Annotated in this window: 18 protein-coding genes; 4 read left to right on the plus strand and 14 right to left on the minus strand. The window is 65.9% G+C overall.

What is annotated here, in order from left to right:
• Positions 1–7: 7 nt before the first annotated feature.
• The 7 genes from HJG53_RS15570 to HJG53_RS15600 all read right to left on the minus strand — a co-directional run bounded on the left by HJG53_RS15570 (position 8) and on the right by HJG53_RS15600 (position 6,517).
• Positions 8–1,015: a fumarylacetoacetate hydrolase family protein gene (locus tag HJG53_RS15570; protein ID WP_171132189.1), complete on the minus strand. Its 1,008-nt coding sequence runs from the start codon at positions 1,013–1,015 to the stop codon at positions 8–10.
• A gap of 101 nt (positions 1,016–1,116) precedes the next feature.
• Complete coding sequence (hmgA, locus tag HJG53_RS15575; RefSeq protein ID WP_171132191.1) at positions 1,117–2,421, minus strand: homogentisate 1,2-dioxygenase; 1,305 nt, start codon at positions 2,419–2,421, stop codon at positions 1,117–1,119.
• A 97-nt stretch (positions 2,422–2,518) separates the two neighbouring features.
• Positions 2,519–3,565, minus strand: a complete 1,047-nt coding sequence (gene hppD, locus HJG53_RS15580; protein ID WP_171132193.1) for a 4-hydroxyphenylpyruvate dioxygenase — start codon at positions 3,563–3,565, stop codon at positions 2,519–2,521.
• Positions 3,566–3,613: 48 nt separating this feature from the next.
• Positions 3,614–4,048 (minus strand): MarR family winged helix-turn-helix transcriptional regulator, encoded by a 435-nt coding sequence (locus HJG53_RS15585; RefSeq protein WP_171132195.1) that lies wholly within the window; start codon positions 4,046–4,048, stop codon positions 3,614–3,616.
• A 40-nt stretch (positions 4,049–4,088) separates the two neighbouring features.
• A complete protein-coding gene (locus HJG53_RS15590; RefSeq protein WP_171132197.1) occupies positions 4,089–4,508 on the minus strand; it encodes a response regulator in 420 nt (139 codons plus the stop codon).
• An 85-nt stretch (positions 4,509–4,593) separates the two neighbouring features.
• A complete protein-coding gene (locus tag HJG53_RS15595; protein WP_171132199.1) occupies positions 4,594–5,973 on the minus strand; it encodes an MATE family efflux transporter in 1,380 nt (459 codons plus the stop codon).
• A gap of 58 nt (positions 5,974–6,031) precedes the next feature.
• The gene (locus tag HJG53_RS15600; protein ID WP_171132201.1) at positions 6,032–6,517 is read right to left on the minus strand and encodes an outer membrane protein assembly factor BamE; all 486 of its coding nucleotides are present in this window, start codon (positions 6,515–6,517) and stop codon (positions 6,032–6,034) included.
• Between the two features lie 105 nt (positions 6,518–6,622).
• Between HJG53_RS15600 and HJG53_RS15605 the strand changes: the two genes are divergently transcribed.
• Both HJG53_RS15605 and HJG53_RS15610 read left to right on the plus strand, forming a co-directional pair.
• Entirely contained in the window at positions 6,623–7,135 is a 513-nt protein-coding gene (locus HJG53_RS15605; protein ID WP_171132203.1) for a ubiquinol-cytochrome C chaperone family protein, read from the plus strand.
• Entirely contained in the window at positions 7,132–7,662 is a 531-nt protein-coding gene (locus HJG53_RS15610; protein ID WP_171132205.1) for a DUF177 domain-containing protein, read from the plus strand. The genes HJG53_RS15605 and HJG53_RS15610 overlap by 4 nt, the downstream gene beginning before the upstream one ends.
• Here HJG53_RS15610 and HJG53_RS15615 read toward each other — a convergent pair.
• The 5 genes from HJG53_RS15615 to HJG53_RS15635 form a co-directional block, all read right to left on the minus strand.
• Positions 7,659–7,904 carry a hypothetical protein gene (locus HJG53_RS15615; protein ID WP_171132207.1) on the minus strand — a complete coding sequence of 82 codons (246 nt, stop codon included), beginning with the start codon at positions 7,902–7,904 and terminating at the stop codon, positions 7,659–7,661. The genes HJG53_RS15610 and HJG53_RS15615 overlap by 4 nt on opposite strands.
• Before the next feature lie 108 nt (positions 7,905–8,012).
• Complete coding sequence (gene ssb / locus HJG53_RS15620; RefSeq protein ID WP_171132209.1) at positions 8,013–8,540, minus strand: single-stranded DNA-binding protein; 528 nt, start codon at positions 8,538–8,540, stop codon at positions 8,013–8,015.
• A gap of 102 nt (positions 8,541–8,642) precedes the next feature.
• Positions 8,643–10,499: a ferrous iron transporter B gene (locus tag HJG53_RS15625; RefSeq protein WP_171132210.1), complete on the minus strand. Its 1,857-nt coding sequence runs from the start codon at positions 10,497–10,499 to the stop codon at positions 8,643–8,645.
• On the minus strand, positions 10,496–10,738 hold the full coding sequence (locus HJG53_RS15630) for a FeoA family protein (protein ID WP_171132212.1): 243 nt from the start codon (positions 10,736–10,738) through the stop codon (positions 10,496–10,498). The genes HJG53_RS15625 and HJG53_RS15630 overlap by 4 nt, the downstream gene beginning before the upstream one ends.
• 48 nt (positions 10,739–10,786) lie before the next feature.
• Positions 10,787–11,449 (minus strand): COQ9 family protein, encoded by a 663-nt coding sequence (locus HJG53_RS15635; protein WP_171132214.1) that lies wholly within the window; start codon positions 11,447–11,449, stop codon positions 10,787–10,789.
• Positions 11,450–11,554: 105 nt separating this feature from the next.
• Here HJG53_RS15635 and HJG53_RS15640 point away from each other — a divergent pair, with 105 nt between their 5' ends.
• Positions 11,555–12,145, plus strand: a complete 591-nt coding sequence (locus HJG53_RS15640) for a urate hydroxylase PuuD (protein ID WP_171132216.1) — start codon at positions 11,555–11,557, stop codon at positions 12,143–12,145.
• Between the two features lie 3 nt (positions 12,146–12,148).
• Here HJG53_RS15640 and HJG53_RS15645 read toward each other — a convergent pair whose 3' ends face one another.
• Entirely contained in the window at positions 12,149–13,069 is a 921-nt protein-coding gene (locus tag HJG53_RS15645; protein WP_171132218.1) for a DMT family transporter, read from the minus strand.
• 47 nt (positions 13,070–13,116) lie between these two features.
• Here HJG53_RS15645 and HJG53_RS15650 point away from each other — a divergent pair, with 47 nt between their 5' ends.
• Positions 13,117–14,211 carry an alkene reductase gene (locus HJG53_RS15650; protein ID WP_171132220.1) on the plus strand — a complete coding sequence of 365 codons (1,095 nt, stop codon included), beginning with the start codon at positions 13,117–13,119 and terminating at the stop codon, positions 14,209–14,211.
• Positions 14,212–14,344: 133 nt separating this feature from the next.
• Here HJG53_RS15650 and HJG53_RS15655 read toward each other — a convergent pair whose 3' ends face one another.
• Entirely contained in the window at positions 14,345–15,718 is a 1,374-nt protein-coding gene (locus HJG53_RS15655) for a cytochrome P450 (RefSeq protein WP_171132222.1), read from the minus strand.
• Between the last annotated feature and the right edge of the window lie 125 nt (positions 15,719–15,843).

Genomic DNA, 15,843 nt, shown 5'->3' on the forward strand with positions numbered 1-15,843 from the left:
GCCGGCCTCAGGCGGCGACCACCTGCTGTTCGATCGCGCCGAAGATCGAATGGCCGGCCGCGTCCTTCATTTCGATGCGCACGCGATCGCCATGGCGCAGGAACGGCGTCTTCGCCGCGCCGCCCTGGATCGTCTCGATCATCCGAATTTCGGCGATGCAGCTATAGCCGAGTCCGCCTTCGGTGACCGGCTTGCCGGGCCCGCCGTCCGGGCCCTTGTTGGAAACCGTGCCGGAGCCGATGATCGAGCCCGCGCCCACGTCGCGGGTCTTGGTGACATGGCCGATCAGCGTCGCGAAATCGAAGGTCATGTCGACGCCCGCGTCGGCGCGGCCGAAGGGCTGTCCGTTCAACTCGACGAGCAGCGGATAATGCACCTTCCCGTCGCGCCAGGCGTCGCCAAGCTCGTCGGGCGTGACCAGCACCGGCGACAGCGTCGAGGCGGGCTTCGACTGGAAGAAACCGAAGCCCTTGCCGAGTTCGGCCGGGATCAGGTTGCGCAGCGACACGTCGTTGACGAGGCCGATCAGGCGGATGGCAGAGAGACACGTCTCGCGGTCGGCACCCATCGGCACGTCGCTGGTGACGACGCAAACCTCGCCTTCCATGTCGCAGCCCCAGCTCTCATCCTTCAGCGGGATCGAATCCCGCGGGGCGAGGAAGCTGTCGGAGGCGCCCTGATACATCAGCGGGTCGGTCCAGAAGCTGGCGGGCATCTCGGCGCCGCGCGCTCTCCGCACCAGCTCGACATGGTTCACATAGGCCGAGCCGTCCGCCCATTGATAGGCGCGCGGCAGGGGCGCCGCCGCCTCGCGTTCGTGGAACCGGTCCCGCGGGATCGCCTCATGCTCGAGGTCGGTGGCGAGCAGCTGCAGCTGCGGCGCGGCATGCTCCCAATCGTCGAGCGCCGCTTGCAGCGTGGGCGCGATGTGCGATGCGTCCGCATAGTAATGGAGGTCACGGGAGACGACGACGAGACGGCCGTCGCGGCCGGATTTCAGGGATGCGAGTTTCACGCGCTTATTACTCCTTCGTCATTCCCGCGAAAGCGGGAACCCAGCCTTCCGTGCCAATGGGTCCCCGCTTTCGCGGGGATGACGAGGAAGGTCAAACCGGATCAAACCGTCGCCTTGGGGAACCCCGCCCAGCAGTCGTCATAGTCGAGCTGGCACAGCTTCGTCTCGGCCGCCCAGAGCGTCGGGCGGATGACCCAGCGGCTTTCGAACATGAAGGCCATGGTGTTCTCGATCTTGTGCGGAGCGAGCGCCATCGTGGTCGCCTTTTCCCACGAGGCGAGATCGGGACCGTGTCCCGCCATCTGGTTGTGGAGCGACGCGCCGCCCGGCGCGAAGCCGCCTTCCTTCGCGTCGTAAGCGCCGTGGATCAGCCCCATGAACTCACTCATCACGTTGCGGTGGAACCAGGGCGGGCGGAACGTGTCCTCCGCGACCATCCAGCGCGGCGGGAAAATCACGAAATCGCAATTGGCGGTGCCGGCGATCTCGCTCGGTGACGTCAGCACCGTGAAGATCGACGGATCCGAATGGTCGTAGCTGACCGTGTTGATCGTGTTGAAACGGGCAAGGTCATATTTGTAGGGCGCGAGATTGCCGTGCCAGGCGACCACGTCGAGCGGACTATGGTCGAGCGTGCAGGTCCAGAGCCGGCCCTGGAACTTCTGCACCACCTCGACGGTGCCGTCGCGATCTTCGAACCAGGCATGCGGCGTCTCGAAGTCGCGCGGATTGGCAAGACCGTTTGCCCCGATCGGGCCGAGGTCCGGCAGCTTGAACGGGGCGCCGTAATTCTCGCAGACATAGCCGCGCGCCGCGCCATCGGGCAGCTCGGCGCGGAAGCGGATGCCGCGCGGGATCGCGCCGATCTCACCGGGCGAAAGGTCCAGGCGCCCGAGTTCGGTGGCGAAGGTGATGCGGCCCTGCTGCGGCACCACCAGCAACTCGCCATCGGCCGAGTAGAACACCCGGTCGTCCATCGAGCGGTTGGCGGCATAGAGGTGGATGCCGATGCCGGCTCCCACCGCGACATCGCCGTTGCCGCCATAGGTGACGAGCCCGTCGACCCAGTCCGTCGGCTCGGCCGGGATGGGTAGCGGATCCCAGCGCAGGCGGTTGGGGCTCGGCGGCACTTCGTCGAACGGGCCGGAGCGGAGGAGCTTGCCGCCGCCATAGGGCCGGTACGGCTTGTGGCTGGCGGTCGGGCGCAGGCGATAGAGCCAACTGCGCCTGTTCTCGTGGCGGGGCGCGGTGAAGGCGGTGCCGGACAGCTGCTCGGCATAGAGACCGAACGGCACCTTCTGCGGCGAGTTGCGGCCGATCGGCAGGGCGCCCGGCGCGGCTTCCGTCGCGAAATGATTGCCGAAGCCGGTCAAGGGGGCGGCGGTGATCTGGGCTTGGACGTTCATAATTGATCCGTTCGTTTCGAGCGAAGTCGAGAAACGCGCTGAACGTCACGGTCCGTTTCTCGACTTCGCTCGAAACGAACGGGACCCAAGAATTTCTCTACTCCGCCGGCTCTTCCACCTTGATCACGCCGCGGCGGATCTGGTCCAGTTCGATACTCTCGAACAGCGCCTGGAAATTGCCGTTGCCAAAGCCTTCATTGCCCTTGCGCTGGATGATCTCGAAAAAGATCGGGCCGAACATGTTCTCGGTGAAGATCTGCAGCAGGATGCCTTCGCCGGTCTCGACCGAGCCGTCGATCAGGATGCGATTCTTGCGGAGCCGCTCCAGGTCTTCGCCATGGCCGGGCACGCGCTTGTCGACCAGCTCGTAATAGGTCTCGATCGTGTCCTGCAGCTTGACGCCGCGCGCGCGCAGCCGCTCGACCGTGTCGTAGATGTCGGGCGTGGTGAGGGCCAGGTGCTGGATGCCCTCACCCTTATATTCGCGAATGAACTCCTCGATCTGGCTCTTGTCGTCCTGGCTCTCGTTCAGGGGGATGCGGATCGCCTTGTCGGGCGCGATCATCGCCTGGCTGAACAGGCCGGTCGCCTGGCCCTTGATATCGAAATATTTCTGTTCCTCGAAGCCGAACAGTTCCCGATAAAACTCGCTCCACACGCGCATCTGGCCGCGACGCACATTGTGGGTCAGGTGGTCGAGCAGGTCGAGGCCGACATTATTCTCCGCCTCCGCCTGCTGCCAGCCTGGGATTTCCTCCCAATCGGCATAGAGATCGGAGCCGTCCTGGATGAAGTAGAGGTAGGAGCCGCCGATGCCGACAATGCAGGTGTCCTCTTCCTCGGTCCGCTCGCCGCCATGGGCGAGCGCCCAGTCGAGCGCCTTGACCGGATCGGCGACGCGGAAGGCCATGGCGCTGGCCGAAGGTCCGTGCGCGGCACGGAACTCGGCCACGCGGCCGGTCTCGTCGCGGTTCAGCATCAGGTTGATGCGGCCCTGCTTGTAGCGGGTGATGTTCTTGCGCGGATGCTTGTGACTGGCGACGAAGCCGAGCTGCTCGAACTGGCGCGCCATCGCTTCAGGGTCGGGGGAAGTGAACTCGACGAACTCGAATCCATTCAGGCCCAGCGGGTTGTCCGCGCTCATCGACTCTCTCCTGCAATCTGAAGGCGAGTTGGTAACAGATGTTACCAATCAGCGCAACGAGTCGCTCGCCGCCTTGAGCTTGTCGAGCGTTGCCTTCAGCTGCTTCAGTTCCCGCTCTCCGATCGCCTCCAGCAGCTTCCGTTCCAGCTCCAGTGCCTTGGGCGAGATCTGCGCGTAGAGCGCCTGGCCGGCTGCCGTGAGCGCCAGCGTATTGGAGCGGCGATCAGTGCCGTGGGCGCTGCGGGCGACCAGGCCGCGCGCGACCAGCGCCTGGGCGGCGCGGCTGACCGTCATCTTGTCCATCTCTGTACGGGCGACCAGCGCCTGCTGGGTCAGCCCTTCCTCCTCGGCCAGCACCGCGATCAGCCGCCATTCGGGAATGCGCAGGCCGAACAGGCTCTCATAGGTGCGCGCGATTACGCCGCTGACGGCGTTCGACACGATCGAAAGCTGGTAGGGGAGAAAGGCGTCCAGCCGCAGCATCGCGCCGTTATGACGCGGGGAGTGGCGGGGTCAAACCCGGTTATTCGGCGGCGGCGCGCATCGCTTCGAGTGCGGCGCTGTCGTCCTGGTCGAGTCGGGCCTCGCGGTGCGCGGCGTCCTTGACCAGCTGGATCAGTCGGTCCTTCTCGCGCATCGCATTGGCCTTGTTGAAGCACCCGGCCGCGCCCTCCATCAGCGCCTTGACGCGGATTTCCTCGCCGCGCGCGGTGTGACTGGACAACATGATCACCGGCGTCGGCCGCCGCTTGCGCAGATCCTGCAGATAATCGAGGCCGCTGCGGCCCGGCATTTCGATGTCGAGCGTGATCACGTCGACCAGATGATCTTCGAGCATGCGGTCGGCTTCGTCCGCGCTCGCGGCCAGGCCGGCGATGCGGATTTCGGGATCGCTTTCCAGCACCTGCCGCATCATCGCGCGGATGGTAACGGAGTCGTCCACAACCAAAACTCGAACCAAACGCATAGAACGACCTCAGCATCTAACGTGCTGATTTACCGTTTGTCCTTCAAAGCTTACCGATTTGTTAAGCTGGCCGCGGGGTTAACCCTATTGCGTCGCGCCGGAGCCAGCGGAACAGCATCAGCACCGACACGATCGCCAGGCCGGCAGCAAGGCCGATCCAGATGCCGATGCCTTCCCAGCCGAGGCCGAAACCGAGTGACAAGGCGATGCCCATGCCGATGATCCAATAGCCGAAGCCGGCATAGATCATCGGCACTGTCGTGTCCTGAAGGCCGCGCAACATGCCGGCCCCGACCGACTGCGCGCCGTCGAACACTTGGAATAGAGCGGCGACCATCAGAAAGGAGACGGCCAAAGGCAGCACCGGTCGATTTTCTGGCAGGGCCGGATCGAGAAACAGCGTGACCAGATGCTCCGGCATGGCGAAGATCAGCAGCGCCATCGCCGCCATGAACGCGATTGCCATCACGAACGCCGTCCAGCCGGCGCGGGTGATGCCTTGCCGGTCGCCGCGGCCATAGGCGAGGCCGACGCGCACCGTCACCGCCTGGCTGAGCCCAAGGGGAACCATGAAGGTCAGCGAGGCGATCTGGATCGCGATGGCGTGCGCCGCGATCGACGTGGTCCCGATCAGCCCCATCAGGAAGACCGCCGCGATGAACAGCGTTACCTCGAGCGACAGGGTCAGCGCGATCGGCAGGCCGAGCCGCCACACTTCGGCGTAGCGCGACCAGTCGGCGCGCCAGAAGCGGCCGAACAGCCGATAGCGGCGGAAGCGCGGGTGGAGCATCACGACCGTCGCCATGCCGAGGAACATCAGCGTCTGCGTTACCGCGCTGCCCACGCCCGCTCCGAACAGGCCGAGCGCCGGGACAGGGCCTGCGCCGAAGATCAGCACATAATTGATGAGGGCATTGGCGATCACGCCCGCGACGCTGATCGTCAGCGCCCAGACCGGCTGCTCCAACGCAGCCACGAACGAGCGCAGGGTCAGATAGAAGAGCGCGGGGAGCAGGCCGAACATCAGCGGCCGCACGAAGTGCGCGGCGTGTGCCGACAGCGCCGGGTCCTGGCCGAGCAGCTTCAGGATCGGCTCGGCGTGCCAGAGCAGCAGCCACACCGGCAGCGTGATCGTCACTGCCGCCCACATCGTCTGGCGGACGGTCCGCCGCAGTTCCCGCAGGCTGTGCCGCCTTTTGCCCAGCTGGCGCGCCATGATCGGCGAAGCAGCCATCACCAGCCCCATGCCGAAGATCAGGAAGGCGATGTAGAGATTGACGCCGATCGACGCGGCCGCGAGTTCCGTCGCGCCGAGCCAGCCGAGCAGCACCACATCGGTCGCGTTGATCGCCGATTGCGCCAGGTTGGTGAGCACGAGCGGCCCCGCCAGCGCGGCGGTCGCGCCGGCCTCGTCACGCCACGGTCGGGCATTCAAGGGCATGGGTGCATGCATGGGAGCCGGGGCGCATAGCCGATCCGGCCCGGCTCAGAAAGCGAGCTTAACCGCCGGTATTGTCGCTGGGGCCGCCCGCACCGCCGCCGATCGTGCCGACGCGGCCGATATTGCCGAACAGATCCTCGAAGAAGCCGCGCTTGCGGCCGAGCGTCGGCGTCTTGGCGTTGACCGGGTCGATCGAGGCGACCTGGTCGAGGCCAAGCTGCGACACCTTGGCGACGTTGCCTGCGGAGTCGAACTGAACGTGGAGCGCCGTCTGCGAGACCGGGCGCGGCGAGCCGAAGGCCAGTTGCCGCGTCTCGCGCGCGACATAATACCAGTCGGTGTCGCCGAACTGGCCGGTAAAGCTCGGCCGGCCGAGCGTGCGCTGCACCGATGCCTTGTTGTCGACGCCCGGCTGGACGGTAGCGACCAGCTGGCTGTCGAGCAGATAGCCCTGGTGGCCGACGATGCGCGAGCAGCCGCCGCTCGCGACCAGGATCCCGGCAAGGGCGGCGCTGAACGCGATGCGCCGCTTCAACAAACTCATTCGACTCTCCCGGACGGGCGGCCAAAGCATTGCGCTTGAGCACGTCCGCTTCAATATGCCCGCCACGCGCCGCACACAAGCGGGCGGCGCCTGAACGGAGCCTTGATGTCCCTGCTAGACCGGCTGTTCGGCCGACGCGATGCCAACGAAGCGGTGCGCCCGCTCTATAATGCGGTGATCGCGCGCGGCCGCGAGCCGCATTGGTATGCGCAAGGCGGCGTGCCGGACACGATCGACGGACGGTTCGAGATGATCGCCGCCTGTTTGTCGCTGGTGATCGCGCGGCTGGAGCTGGAACCGGAGCAGCGGCAGAATATCGCCTGGCTCGTCGAATTGTTCGTATCCGACATGGACGGGCAACTGCGCGAGATCGGCATCGGCGACATGGTGGTCGGCAAGCATGTTGGCCGGATGATGGGCGCGCTCGGCGGGCGGATCGGGGCCTATCGCGAAGGCTTGCGGTCAGGCAATTTCGAGGCGGCGTTGGTGCGCAACCTCTACCGCGGAACCGAGCCGGCGGCCGGTGCGCTGGAACACACGGCGGAGCGCCTGCGCGCCTTCTATCTGGGCCTGCATGCCGCGACTGCCGAGTCGATCATCGCGGGGCGCTTGCCATGACTCCCGAATTCTCCCGCATCGTGGCCGCCGACACCGTCGACGAGCGCCCCAAGCAGATCGAGATCGGCGCCGATGCCGATGAGCGGCGCCGGCTGGCGGGTCGGTTTCGCCTGCAGGCGATCGACCGCTTGTCGGCGCGGGTCGCGCTCGCCCGCCGGGCCGGGATCATCCATGCCGACGGCGAAGTCGACGCGGCGGTGGTGCAGAGCTGCGTGGTGACCGGCGAAGCGATGCCCGCCGAGGTGAAGGCGCCTTTCTCGGTCCGCTACCTGCCTGATGCCTATGTGCGGTCGAGCGAGGAGGAAGTGGAGCTCAGTTCCGAAGATTGCGACACGCTGCCGCTCGAAGGCAACCAGATCGACCTGGGCGAACTCGCTGCAGAGACGCTCGCCCTCGCGCTCGACCCGTTTCCGCGCTGCGCCGGCGCCGACGAGGCATTGCGCGAAGCCGGCATGAGCGACGGCGCGGAGGCAGGGCCGTTCGCCGCGCTCAAGGCGCTGAAGGACAAATTGGGCGGTGAGACCTAGACCTTGCTGATCCCACGCTTCTGCGCGCGGCGGGAGTCCAGCCACACGACATTGGGATAATCGCCGCGGCTCATCGCCTGGGGGTCAAGCCCCAGGCTCTTGTACAGGCGGCGACGCTCTTCCGCGCTCAGCTGGTTGGGCAGCGCAGCGTCTGGGCGTCTGTTGCGGCGCGGACGCAGCAAGAGCCAGATCGCGGCCAGCATTCCCATCGAAAGCACCAGGGTGATGAGAATACCGGCCATCGCGCGCTGCCTCTGCTCAGGTGTGAAACACAGCTGAAAGACGCGCGACCCGGCGCTGCCGTTCCTGACGTTTGCCGCACCGGCGGAGGCGTTCGCCGATGCCTGCGCCTAGAAGGGGACGTCGTCGTCCAGGTCGCTGTCGAACGGGCTCGGTCCGCCGCGCCCGCCGCCGCCGCCACCGCTCCGTCCGCCGAAGCCGCTGCCGCCCGATGGCGTCATGCCGCCGCCGCCGAAATTGCCGCGCTCCTCGCCGCCCCAGCTGCCGCCGCCGGAGCCGCCGCCGCCGTCACGGCCGCCGAGCAGCACCAGCTCGCCACGGAAGCGTTGCAGCACGACCTCGGTCGTGTATTTCTCGTTGCCGTTATTGTCGGTCCATTTGCGGGTCTGTAGCTGGCCCTCGAGATACACGCTCGAGCCCTTGCGCAGATATTGCTTGGCGACGCGGCCCAGATTCTCGTTGAAGATCACCACGCGGTGCCACTCGGTCTTTTCCTGCTGGCCGCCGTCCCGGTCCTTCCACCGCTCGGTCGTGGCGACGTTGAAATTCACCACCTCGCCGCCATTGTTCATCGACCGCGCTTCCGGATCAGCGCCGAGATTGCCGACCAGAATCACCTTGTTCACGCTGCCTGCCACGTCAGGACTCCCCGTCTTCGTTTCTTCTTCCTTATCCGTTCGCTTCGAGCGAAGTCGAGAAGCGTATCTCGACGTCGCTGGATACGAACGGGGATAAGTCGGTCAAAGGCCCAATGCGACGGCAGTCCAGTAGGTCGCGCCCGCCGCCAGATAGGCGATGGCGAACAGATAGCCGACCATGAAGCCCGGCCATTTCCAGCCATTGGTCTCCCGCCTGGTGACGGCAATGGTGGAGATGCATTGGGGCGCGAAGACGAACCAGGCGAGGAAGGCGAGGGCGGTCGGGAGCGGCCAGGCGGTGCCGAGCCGTTCTTCGAGCGCGGTCGCCGCCTTGTCCTCGTCGGACGAGTCGATCGCATAGACGGTGGCGATTGCAGAGACCGCGATTTCGCGCGCGGCCATCGCCGGAATCAGCGCCAGGGCGATATCGTGGTTGAAGCCGATCGGCCGCACGACGGTCTCGACTCCCGATGCGATTCGGCCGGCGATCGAATATTCGCTCTGTTTCACGCCCGCCGGCGCCTTCGGGAACGACGCAAGCGCCCAGAGCAGGACGGTCGTCACCATGATGATCGTGCCGGCGCGCTTCAGAAAGATGGTTGCGCGGGTCCATAGGCCGATGCCGATGTCCTGCCAGCGCGGCCATTGATATTTGGGCATCTCCATCATGAAGCCGGCGCCGCCGCCCTTGGTCACCGTGCGCCGCAGCACCAGCGCGGCCAGGAACGCGCCCAAAACACCCAGCCCGTAGAGGCAGAAGAGCACGAGCCCCTGCAGGCCGATGCCGGGCGCCAGGCTGCGGTTCGGAATGAAGGCCGAGATGATCAGCGTATAGACCGGCAGCCGGGCCGAGCAGGTCATCAGTGGTGCGATCAGGATGGTGGTCAGCCGGTCCTTCGGGTCGTCGATCGTGCGCGTCGCCATGATCCCCGGCACCGCGCAGGCGAAGGAGGAGAGGAGCGGGATGAAAGCGCGCCCCGACAGGCCGACGCGCGCCATCAGCCGGTCCATCAGGAAGGCCGCGCGGACCATATAGCCGCTCGCCTCCAGCACCAGGATGAAGAGGAACAGGACGAGGATCTGCGGCAGGAAGACGACCACTGCTCCGACGCCGCCGAGCACGCCTTCGATCAACAGGTCGCGCAGGACGTTGTCGGGCAGGGTCGCGGCGACCCAGGTGCCGAGCGCCTCGAAGCCGCTCTCGATCCAGCCGATCGGCGCCTCGGACCACGAAAAGACCGCCTGGAACATCACGAACAGGATCGCGGCCAGCAGCAGCGGTCCAAACAGCGGATGCAGTGCCACGGCGTCGAGCGAATGGGTGAAACGGCGCTGCGGACTTTCGGAGACGATCGCCTTAACGGCGAGCGCGCGGGCGCGGCGCTGCACGGTCGCCAGATCTTCGTGCACAAAGCCGGGACCAGCACGCAGCTTGACGCTGCCGTCGCCGATCAGCACGCCCAATGCCGCTTTCAATTCTTCGAGGCCGCGGCGGCGCACCGCCACGGTCGGGATCACCGGCACGCCGAGCTGTTCGGCCAGAATGTCGACGTCGATCTCGAGCCCGTCGCGAACGGCAAGATCGATCATGTTGAGTGCCACTACGATCGGCAGGCCCAGTGCGACCAACTGCATTGCAAAGCGCAGATGGTTGTCGAGGTTCGCGGCGTCGACGACTACGATCAGCGCCTGGGGCAGCCGTTCGCCGTCCTGCTTGCCGAGGATCACGTCGCGCGTAACCGCCTCGTCCGGGCTGGCGGGTTCGAGGCTGTAGGCACCGGGCAGGTCGATCAGCTCGACCGGGCGGCCGTCGGGCAACGCGAACCGGCCCGAATGCCGCTCGACCGTAACGCCCGGATAATTGCCGACCTTCTGCCGCGCGCCGGTCAGCGCGTTGAACAGCGAGGACTTGCCGGCATTGGGATTGCCGACCAGCGCAACCAGCGGAGCCGGGTTCATCCCGCGATCGCGACGCGGATCGCGCGGGCCTGGGCGCGGCGGATGGCCACCGTCATGCGGCCGACGCGGCAGGCGATCGGATCGCGTCCGAAGATGCTGCCGCTGTGCAGCGCCTCGATGCTGACGCCTTCGTCGAAACCGAGTTCGCGCAGCCGCTTGGCCTCGGCCTCGCTCAGCGAAGACCAGTCGATGCTGTCGATATGGGCCGCCTTCCGGAGCGGAAGATCGCTGAGCTGCATGCCGCCTATCTACGGCTGCTGAGAACCATTATCAATAAGGGGTTTCGCCTAAACCGCCGGATAGCGGAGCCGACCGATGAAGCGCGACAGGCTCGGTCGATGGTCGCCGCGTGCCTTCCAGTCGGCTTTCACCCGTTCGAACTGCATCACATTTTCGATCCGGCGATCGAGAAAGGCGCGGGTGTCGCTGAGGTCGGCAGTCTCGTCGTCGAGCAGCGCCAGCACGGTCGAGGCATAGACCCCACCCAGCGTGGCGCGCTTGGTGTAATGGTTGAAGTCGGTCGCCGTATCGCCGGCGAGGCGCCACATCAGGTCGACCGCGCGCCAGCCCATCTTCGCGGCGCGAACGGCATTCTGCGGCATGGCGAGGATGGCAAGCGCTCGACGTAAAGCCTCGCGATCCGGCGCGACGATCTCGATCCGCGCCCAGACCAGTTCCGTGATCCGCTGGCGGATCTTCATCGCCGCGAGCTGCTCGACCGGCAGTCGCGCCGCCATGGCGTGATCGACCGAGCGAAACCAAGCGTCGATCATCTGCACAGCGCCATCCTTGAACGCCAGCTGCGCCACGTCCGTGTCGATCCCGGCCTGCTCGGCCGCGAGCGCGACCGCGGCCGGGCTCCAGCCGTCAAACGCCGCGTTGGCGGGCAGCAGCGGCGCCAGATGCGCCCTGATCTCGTCGAGCGTCGGGTCGGATGGCAGCTCGGTCATATGCCCCCTCTAGGCCGGACCGGAGGACTGGCCAAGGCCAGTGACACGATTCCAGTGCCCTGCTAGACCGTTCCACGCCATTAACGACATAAAGAGGGGCGTCTCATGGCCAAATTCTTCTCCAACCTGCATGCGGTGCTCGCCACCGGCTTCGCACTGCTGCTGGTCGTGATCTTCGCGTTCCATGCCGATGCGTTCGACGGGCAATATGCGAACTATCTGTTCCGCTTCCTGCACGTCTGGTTCGGCATCATCTGGATCGGCCTGCTTTACTATTTCAACTTCGTGCAGATCCCGACCATGCCGAAGGTGCCGGCCGAACTGAAGCCGGGCGTGTCCAAATATATCGCGCCGTCCGCGCTCTGGTTCTTCCGTTACGGTGCGCTGTTCACGGTGCTGACCGGTCTCTCCATCGCGGGCATGCCGGGACCGAACGGACCCTATATCGGCCAGGCGTTGAGCTTCCAGGAAGGCTATCGCGTGATCGGCCTGGGCATGTGGCTGGCGCTGATCATGGCGTTCAACGTGTGGTTCGTGATCTGGCCGAACCAGAAAAAGGCGCTCGGGATCGTCGAAGCCGATGCCGACACCAAGGCGAAGGCCGCGACCACGGCGATGATGTTCAGCCGCATCAACACCTTGCTGTCGATCCCCATGCTCTATTGCATGGTCACGCAATTCTACCTGCCGCGGTAACTCTCAGTCGGCCGGCGGCAAGGGATCTGTCGCCGGCCTCCTGACCAGCACCATCGCGGCCGCGATCAGGGCGACACCCAACCAGTCGAGCGGAGCGAGTGCTTCGCCGTAGAGCGCCCAGCCGATCGCCGCGGCGACCACGGGCTGGGTCAGGAATGCGAGACCCGTGACCAGCGGCCGCACATGGCCCATGGCGAAAACGAGCAGCCCCTGGCCGATCAGCTGGCTGCCGAGCGCCAGGCCGATCAGCGGCCCCCAGGCCTGTGGCCACACCGTCTCGCCGAGCAGCTTTGCGAACAGCAGCAGCGGCAGGATGCCGGCGATTGTCGACAGCGCCAGCACCGGCCAGGCCTGCAGGCTCGCGCGCGCCCGATCGATCGCGATCAGGTAAAAGGTGTAGAGGAAGCCGGCGAGCAGGCAGAGCAGGTCGCCGATCAGGTTCTGGTGCGACAGCTCATAGGAGCGGCCGAGGAGCAGCACCCCTCCGGCCAGGGCCAGCAAGAGCGCAAGCGACTGGCCGCGCGTCGGCCAGGTGCGCGCGATCAGGAAGCCGTAAAGCGGGAAGATCAGGCTCGCCGAGTTGCCGAGCAGGGTCGCATTGGCCAGCTTGGTCTTTAAGATGCCCAGATGCCAGGAGCCGAGATCGGCGGCGAAGAAGATGCCGCCCAAGGCGATCGCGGCGACCATTGCCTTGCCGATGCGACCGATCGATTGTCCACTGCCGCGCGTCAGCAGCAGGAGGACGGGCGCGGCCAATGCGAGCCGCCAGAAGGCGGCCGCGACCGGGCCGACATGCGCCTCCGTGTCCGCTAGCCGCACGAACAATGGCCCGAACGCCAGCGCGATATTGCCGCCCAGCAGCGCCGCGAAAGCGAAGCTGCTTACACCCCCGAAACTTTTTCTTGGACGATCGGACCCGTGCATGCGGCCCCATAGACCCCTATCTCGCCCGTGCAAAAGGAGACCCGAAGATGGCGAGCCTGTTCGATCCGATACAGATTGGCGCGGTGAGCGCCCCCAACCGCGTGCTAATGGCGCCGCTCACCCGCGGCCGCTCGAGCCGCGAGCATGTGCCCAGCGACCTGATGCCGACTTATTATGCGCAGCGCGCTTCGGCCGGCCTGCTGATCACCGAAGCGACAGGAATCAGCCAGGAAGGGCTGGGCTGGCCCTTTGCGCCCGGAATCTGGTCCGACGAGCAGACCGAGGCGTGGAAGCCGGTGACGGAGGCAGTACACCGCGCCGGCGGCCGCATCTTCGTGCAGCTCTGGCACATGGGCCGGCTGGTGCATCCCGATTTCCTGGGCGGCGAAAAGCCGGTCTCGTCCTCGGCGACGACTGCGCCCTTGCCGCTGAAGGCGCACACCTATGACGGCAAGAAGCCCTATGAAGAGGCGCGGTCGCTCGACGTGACCGAGGTCCCGCGGCTGCTCGACGATTACCGCCGCGCCACCCGCAATGCGAAGGCGGCCGGCTTCGATGGCGTCCAGATCCATGCCGCCAATGGCTATCTGATCGACGAATTCCTGCGGGACAATGCCAATTTCCGAACCGATGCCTATGGCGGCTCGCCAGAGAACCGCATTCGCCTGCTTCGCGAAGTGACGGAAACGGTTGCGAGCGAGATCGGCGCTGATCGCACGGCCGTGCGCCTGTCGCCCAACGGCAACAGCCAGGGCGTCGAGGACAGCAATCCCGGCGCGGTCTTTCCGCTTGCCGCCAAGGCACTGAGCGAGATCGGCATCGCCTTTCTGGAACTCCGCGAGCTGGGGCCGGACGGCACCTTCGGCGCATCGGACGAGCCCAAGGTGTCGCCGCTCATCCGACCGGTGTTCGGCGGGCCGCTCGTGCTGAACCAGGACTTCACCGGAGAATCGGCGCAGGCCGCACTGGACAGCGGCATCGCCGACGCAATCGCCTTCGGGCGGCCGTTCATTTCCAATCCGGACCTAGTCGAACGGCTCCGCACCGGGGCGGAGCTGACGCCCGACAACATGGCCACTTGGTACAGCCGGGGCCCCGAGGGCTATATCGATTATCCGACGCTGGAGCGGGAAGCGGCCTGAACAATCCTCCCCGGAACGGGGAGGGGGACCAGCCGAAGGCTGGTGGAGGGGGCCCAAGGGTGGGGCATTCTGCCAAGGGCCCCCTCCACCACGCCGCTTCGCGTCGCGGTCCACCTCCCTGTGCCGGGGAGGATCAAGAAATCGGCACGAACCGCACGGGAAGCCCATCTCGCGGCCGCGGGATCGGGAAATATTGCCACGTCTCGCCGGCGCCGGGTCCCAGTTCGATCCGGTAGCGGCGCAGGATCTGCGCGATCAGAATGCGCACCTGCATCGTCGCAAAGTGCAGACCCAGGCACATATGCGCGCCGCCGCCGAACGGCACCCAGGCATATTTGTGCCGTCCGCGCGACCCTTCGGGCGTGAAGCGCATCGGGTCGAATTTCTCCGGCTCCGGCCAATGTTCCGGCATCCGGTGCGTGTAGGCGATGCTGATCCCGACGAACGTGCCGGCAGGAATTTTGTAGCCGCCGAACTCGAAGTCGCGCAGCGCCCGGCGCGGCATGGAAGGCACCGGCGGTACCATGCGCAGTGCTTCCTTGAACGCATATTCGGTCAGCACCAGCCGATCGAGCTGGCCATAGGGCACGCCCTCATCGTCGTTCAGGCCGAGCGATGCGATCTCCTCGCGCAGCTTGTCCTGCCACTCGGCATTACGGCCGAGCATCATGATCAGGCTGGTCGCGGACGAGGTGATGGTGTCGTGCGCCGCCATCATCAGGAAGTTCATATGGTCGGCGATCGCCTGATTGGAGAGCGGCTTGCCCTCCTCGTCGGTCGCCCGGCAGAAGAGCGAGAAGAAATCCTGGCCGTCGCCGCTGCGGCGCTTCGGGATTTCGCGCAGGAACAGGTCCATCAGATATTCGCGCGCCTTGACGCCCTTGTGCATGGCCGTGCCCGGCACCGGCACGCGGATCGGCGCGACCGAAGCCTGCACCTCGTCCACGAACGCCTTGTTGATCTTCGTCGCCTCGGGCCCAAGCTCCATGCCGAGAAAGCTTTCCGCGGCAAGATCGAGGCTCAGCGCCTTGATCGCGTCGTAGAAGCGGATCGGCTTGCCCTGCCACTCGGTGACCGCGCGCGCGATGCCGCGGTTGAGCTGCTCGGCATAATGCCGCATCGGCTCGGGCTTGAACGCCACCGACAATGTCCGGCGGTCGGCGCGATGCTTGTCGAAGTCCATCAGCATCAGCCCACGCGGGAAAAGCAGGTTGAGCATCGGGCCCCAGCCCTGTTCGGACGAAAAGAGCCTGTCGCGATCGAACAATACCAGCTCGTTCGCTTCCGGCCCGACCAGTTGAATGGTCGGCCCGCCGAACGCATTGTTGCGATAGACCTGTCCGTAGGTCGCGACCATGCGGTTGCCGAACCGGAGCGGGTCCTTCAGCAATTTCAGCGTGTTGCCGACGAACGGCCAGCCATCCTCGCCCGGGATATGCTCCACCGCGCGCTTCGGATTGAGCGGAAGCCAGTGCGGATTGGCCTCAATGGTGTGCGCATGGGCCACAAGCGGACTCCCGACTAACTGACAGGAGTGTAGCTAAAGCGTGTTGCGGTTAACAACCCATCCCATGCACGTCACTCTTCGCTCGTCCCGAGCGTAGTCGAGGGGCGTGGCACCGACGCCCTTCG

This window comes from Sphingomonas sp. ID1715, from assembly GCF_013044515.1.
In the GTDB taxonomy this organism is placed as follows: domain Bacteria; phylum Pseudomonadota; class Alphaproteobacteria; order Sphingomonadales; family Sphingomonadaceae; genus Sphingomonas_B.

Excerpts from the sequence above, each read along its gene's own strand:
- HJG53_RS15650 (WP_171132220.1), top strand. The coding sequence starts at position 13,117 with ATGGCGAGCCTGTTCGATCCGATACAGATTGGCGCGGTGAGCGCCCCC.
- HJG53_RS15585 (WP_171132195.1), bottom strand. The coding sequence starts at position 4,048 with ATGCTGCGGCTGGACGCCTTTCTCCCCTACCAGCTTTCGATCGTGTCG.
- HJG53_RS15630 (WP_171132212.1), bottom strand. The coding sequence starts at position 10,738 with ATGCAGCTCAGCGATCTTCCGCTCCGGAAGGCGGCCCATATCGACAGC.
- HJG53_RS15605 (WP_171132203.1), top strand. The coding sequence starts at position 6,623 with ATGTCCCTGCTAGACCGGCTGTTCGGCCGACGCGATGCCAACGAAGCG.
- hppD (WP_171132193.1), bottom strand. The coding sequence starts at position 3,565 with ATGAGCGCGGACAACCCGCTGGGCCTGAATGGATTCGAGTTCGTCGAG.
- HJG53_RS15595 (WP_171132199.1), bottom strand. The coding sequence starts at position 5,973 with ATGCCCTTGAATGCCCGACCGTGGCGTGACGAGGCCGGCGCGACCGCC.
- HJG53_RS15640 (WP_171132216.1), top strand. The coding sequence starts at position 11,555 with ATGGCCAAATTCTTCTCCAACCTGCATGCGGTGCTCGCCACCGGCTTC.
- HJG53_RS15610 (WP_171132205.1), top strand. The coding sequence starts at position 7,132 with ATGACTCCCGAATTCTCCCGCATCGTGGCCGCCGACACCGTCGACGAG.
- HJG53_RS15645 (WP_171132218.1), bottom strand. The coding sequence starts at position 13,069 with ATGCACGGGTCCGATCGTCCAAGAAAAAGTTTCGGGGGTGTAAGCAGC.
- HJG53_RS15635 (WP_171132214.1), bottom strand. The coding sequence starts at position 11,449 with ATGACCGAGCTGCCATCCGACCCGACGCTCGACGAGATCAGGGCGCAT.
- hmgA (WP_171132191.1), bottom strand. The coding sequence starts at position 2,421 with ATGAACGTCCAAGCCCAGATCACCGCCGCCCCCTTGACCGGCTTCGGC.
- HJG53_RS15625 (WP_171132210.1), bottom strand. The coding sequence starts at position 10,499 with ATGAACCCGGCTCCGCTGGTTGCGCTGGTCGGCAATCCCAATGCCGGC.
- HJG53_RS15615 (WP_171132207.1), bottom strand. The coding sequence starts at position 7,904 with ATGGCCGGTATTCTCATCACCCTGGTGCTTTCGATGGGAATGCTGGCC.
- HJG53_RS15600 (WP_171132201.1), bottom strand. The coding sequence starts at position 6,517 with ATGAGTTTGTTGAAGCGGCGCATCGCGTTCAGCGCCGCCCTTGCCGGG.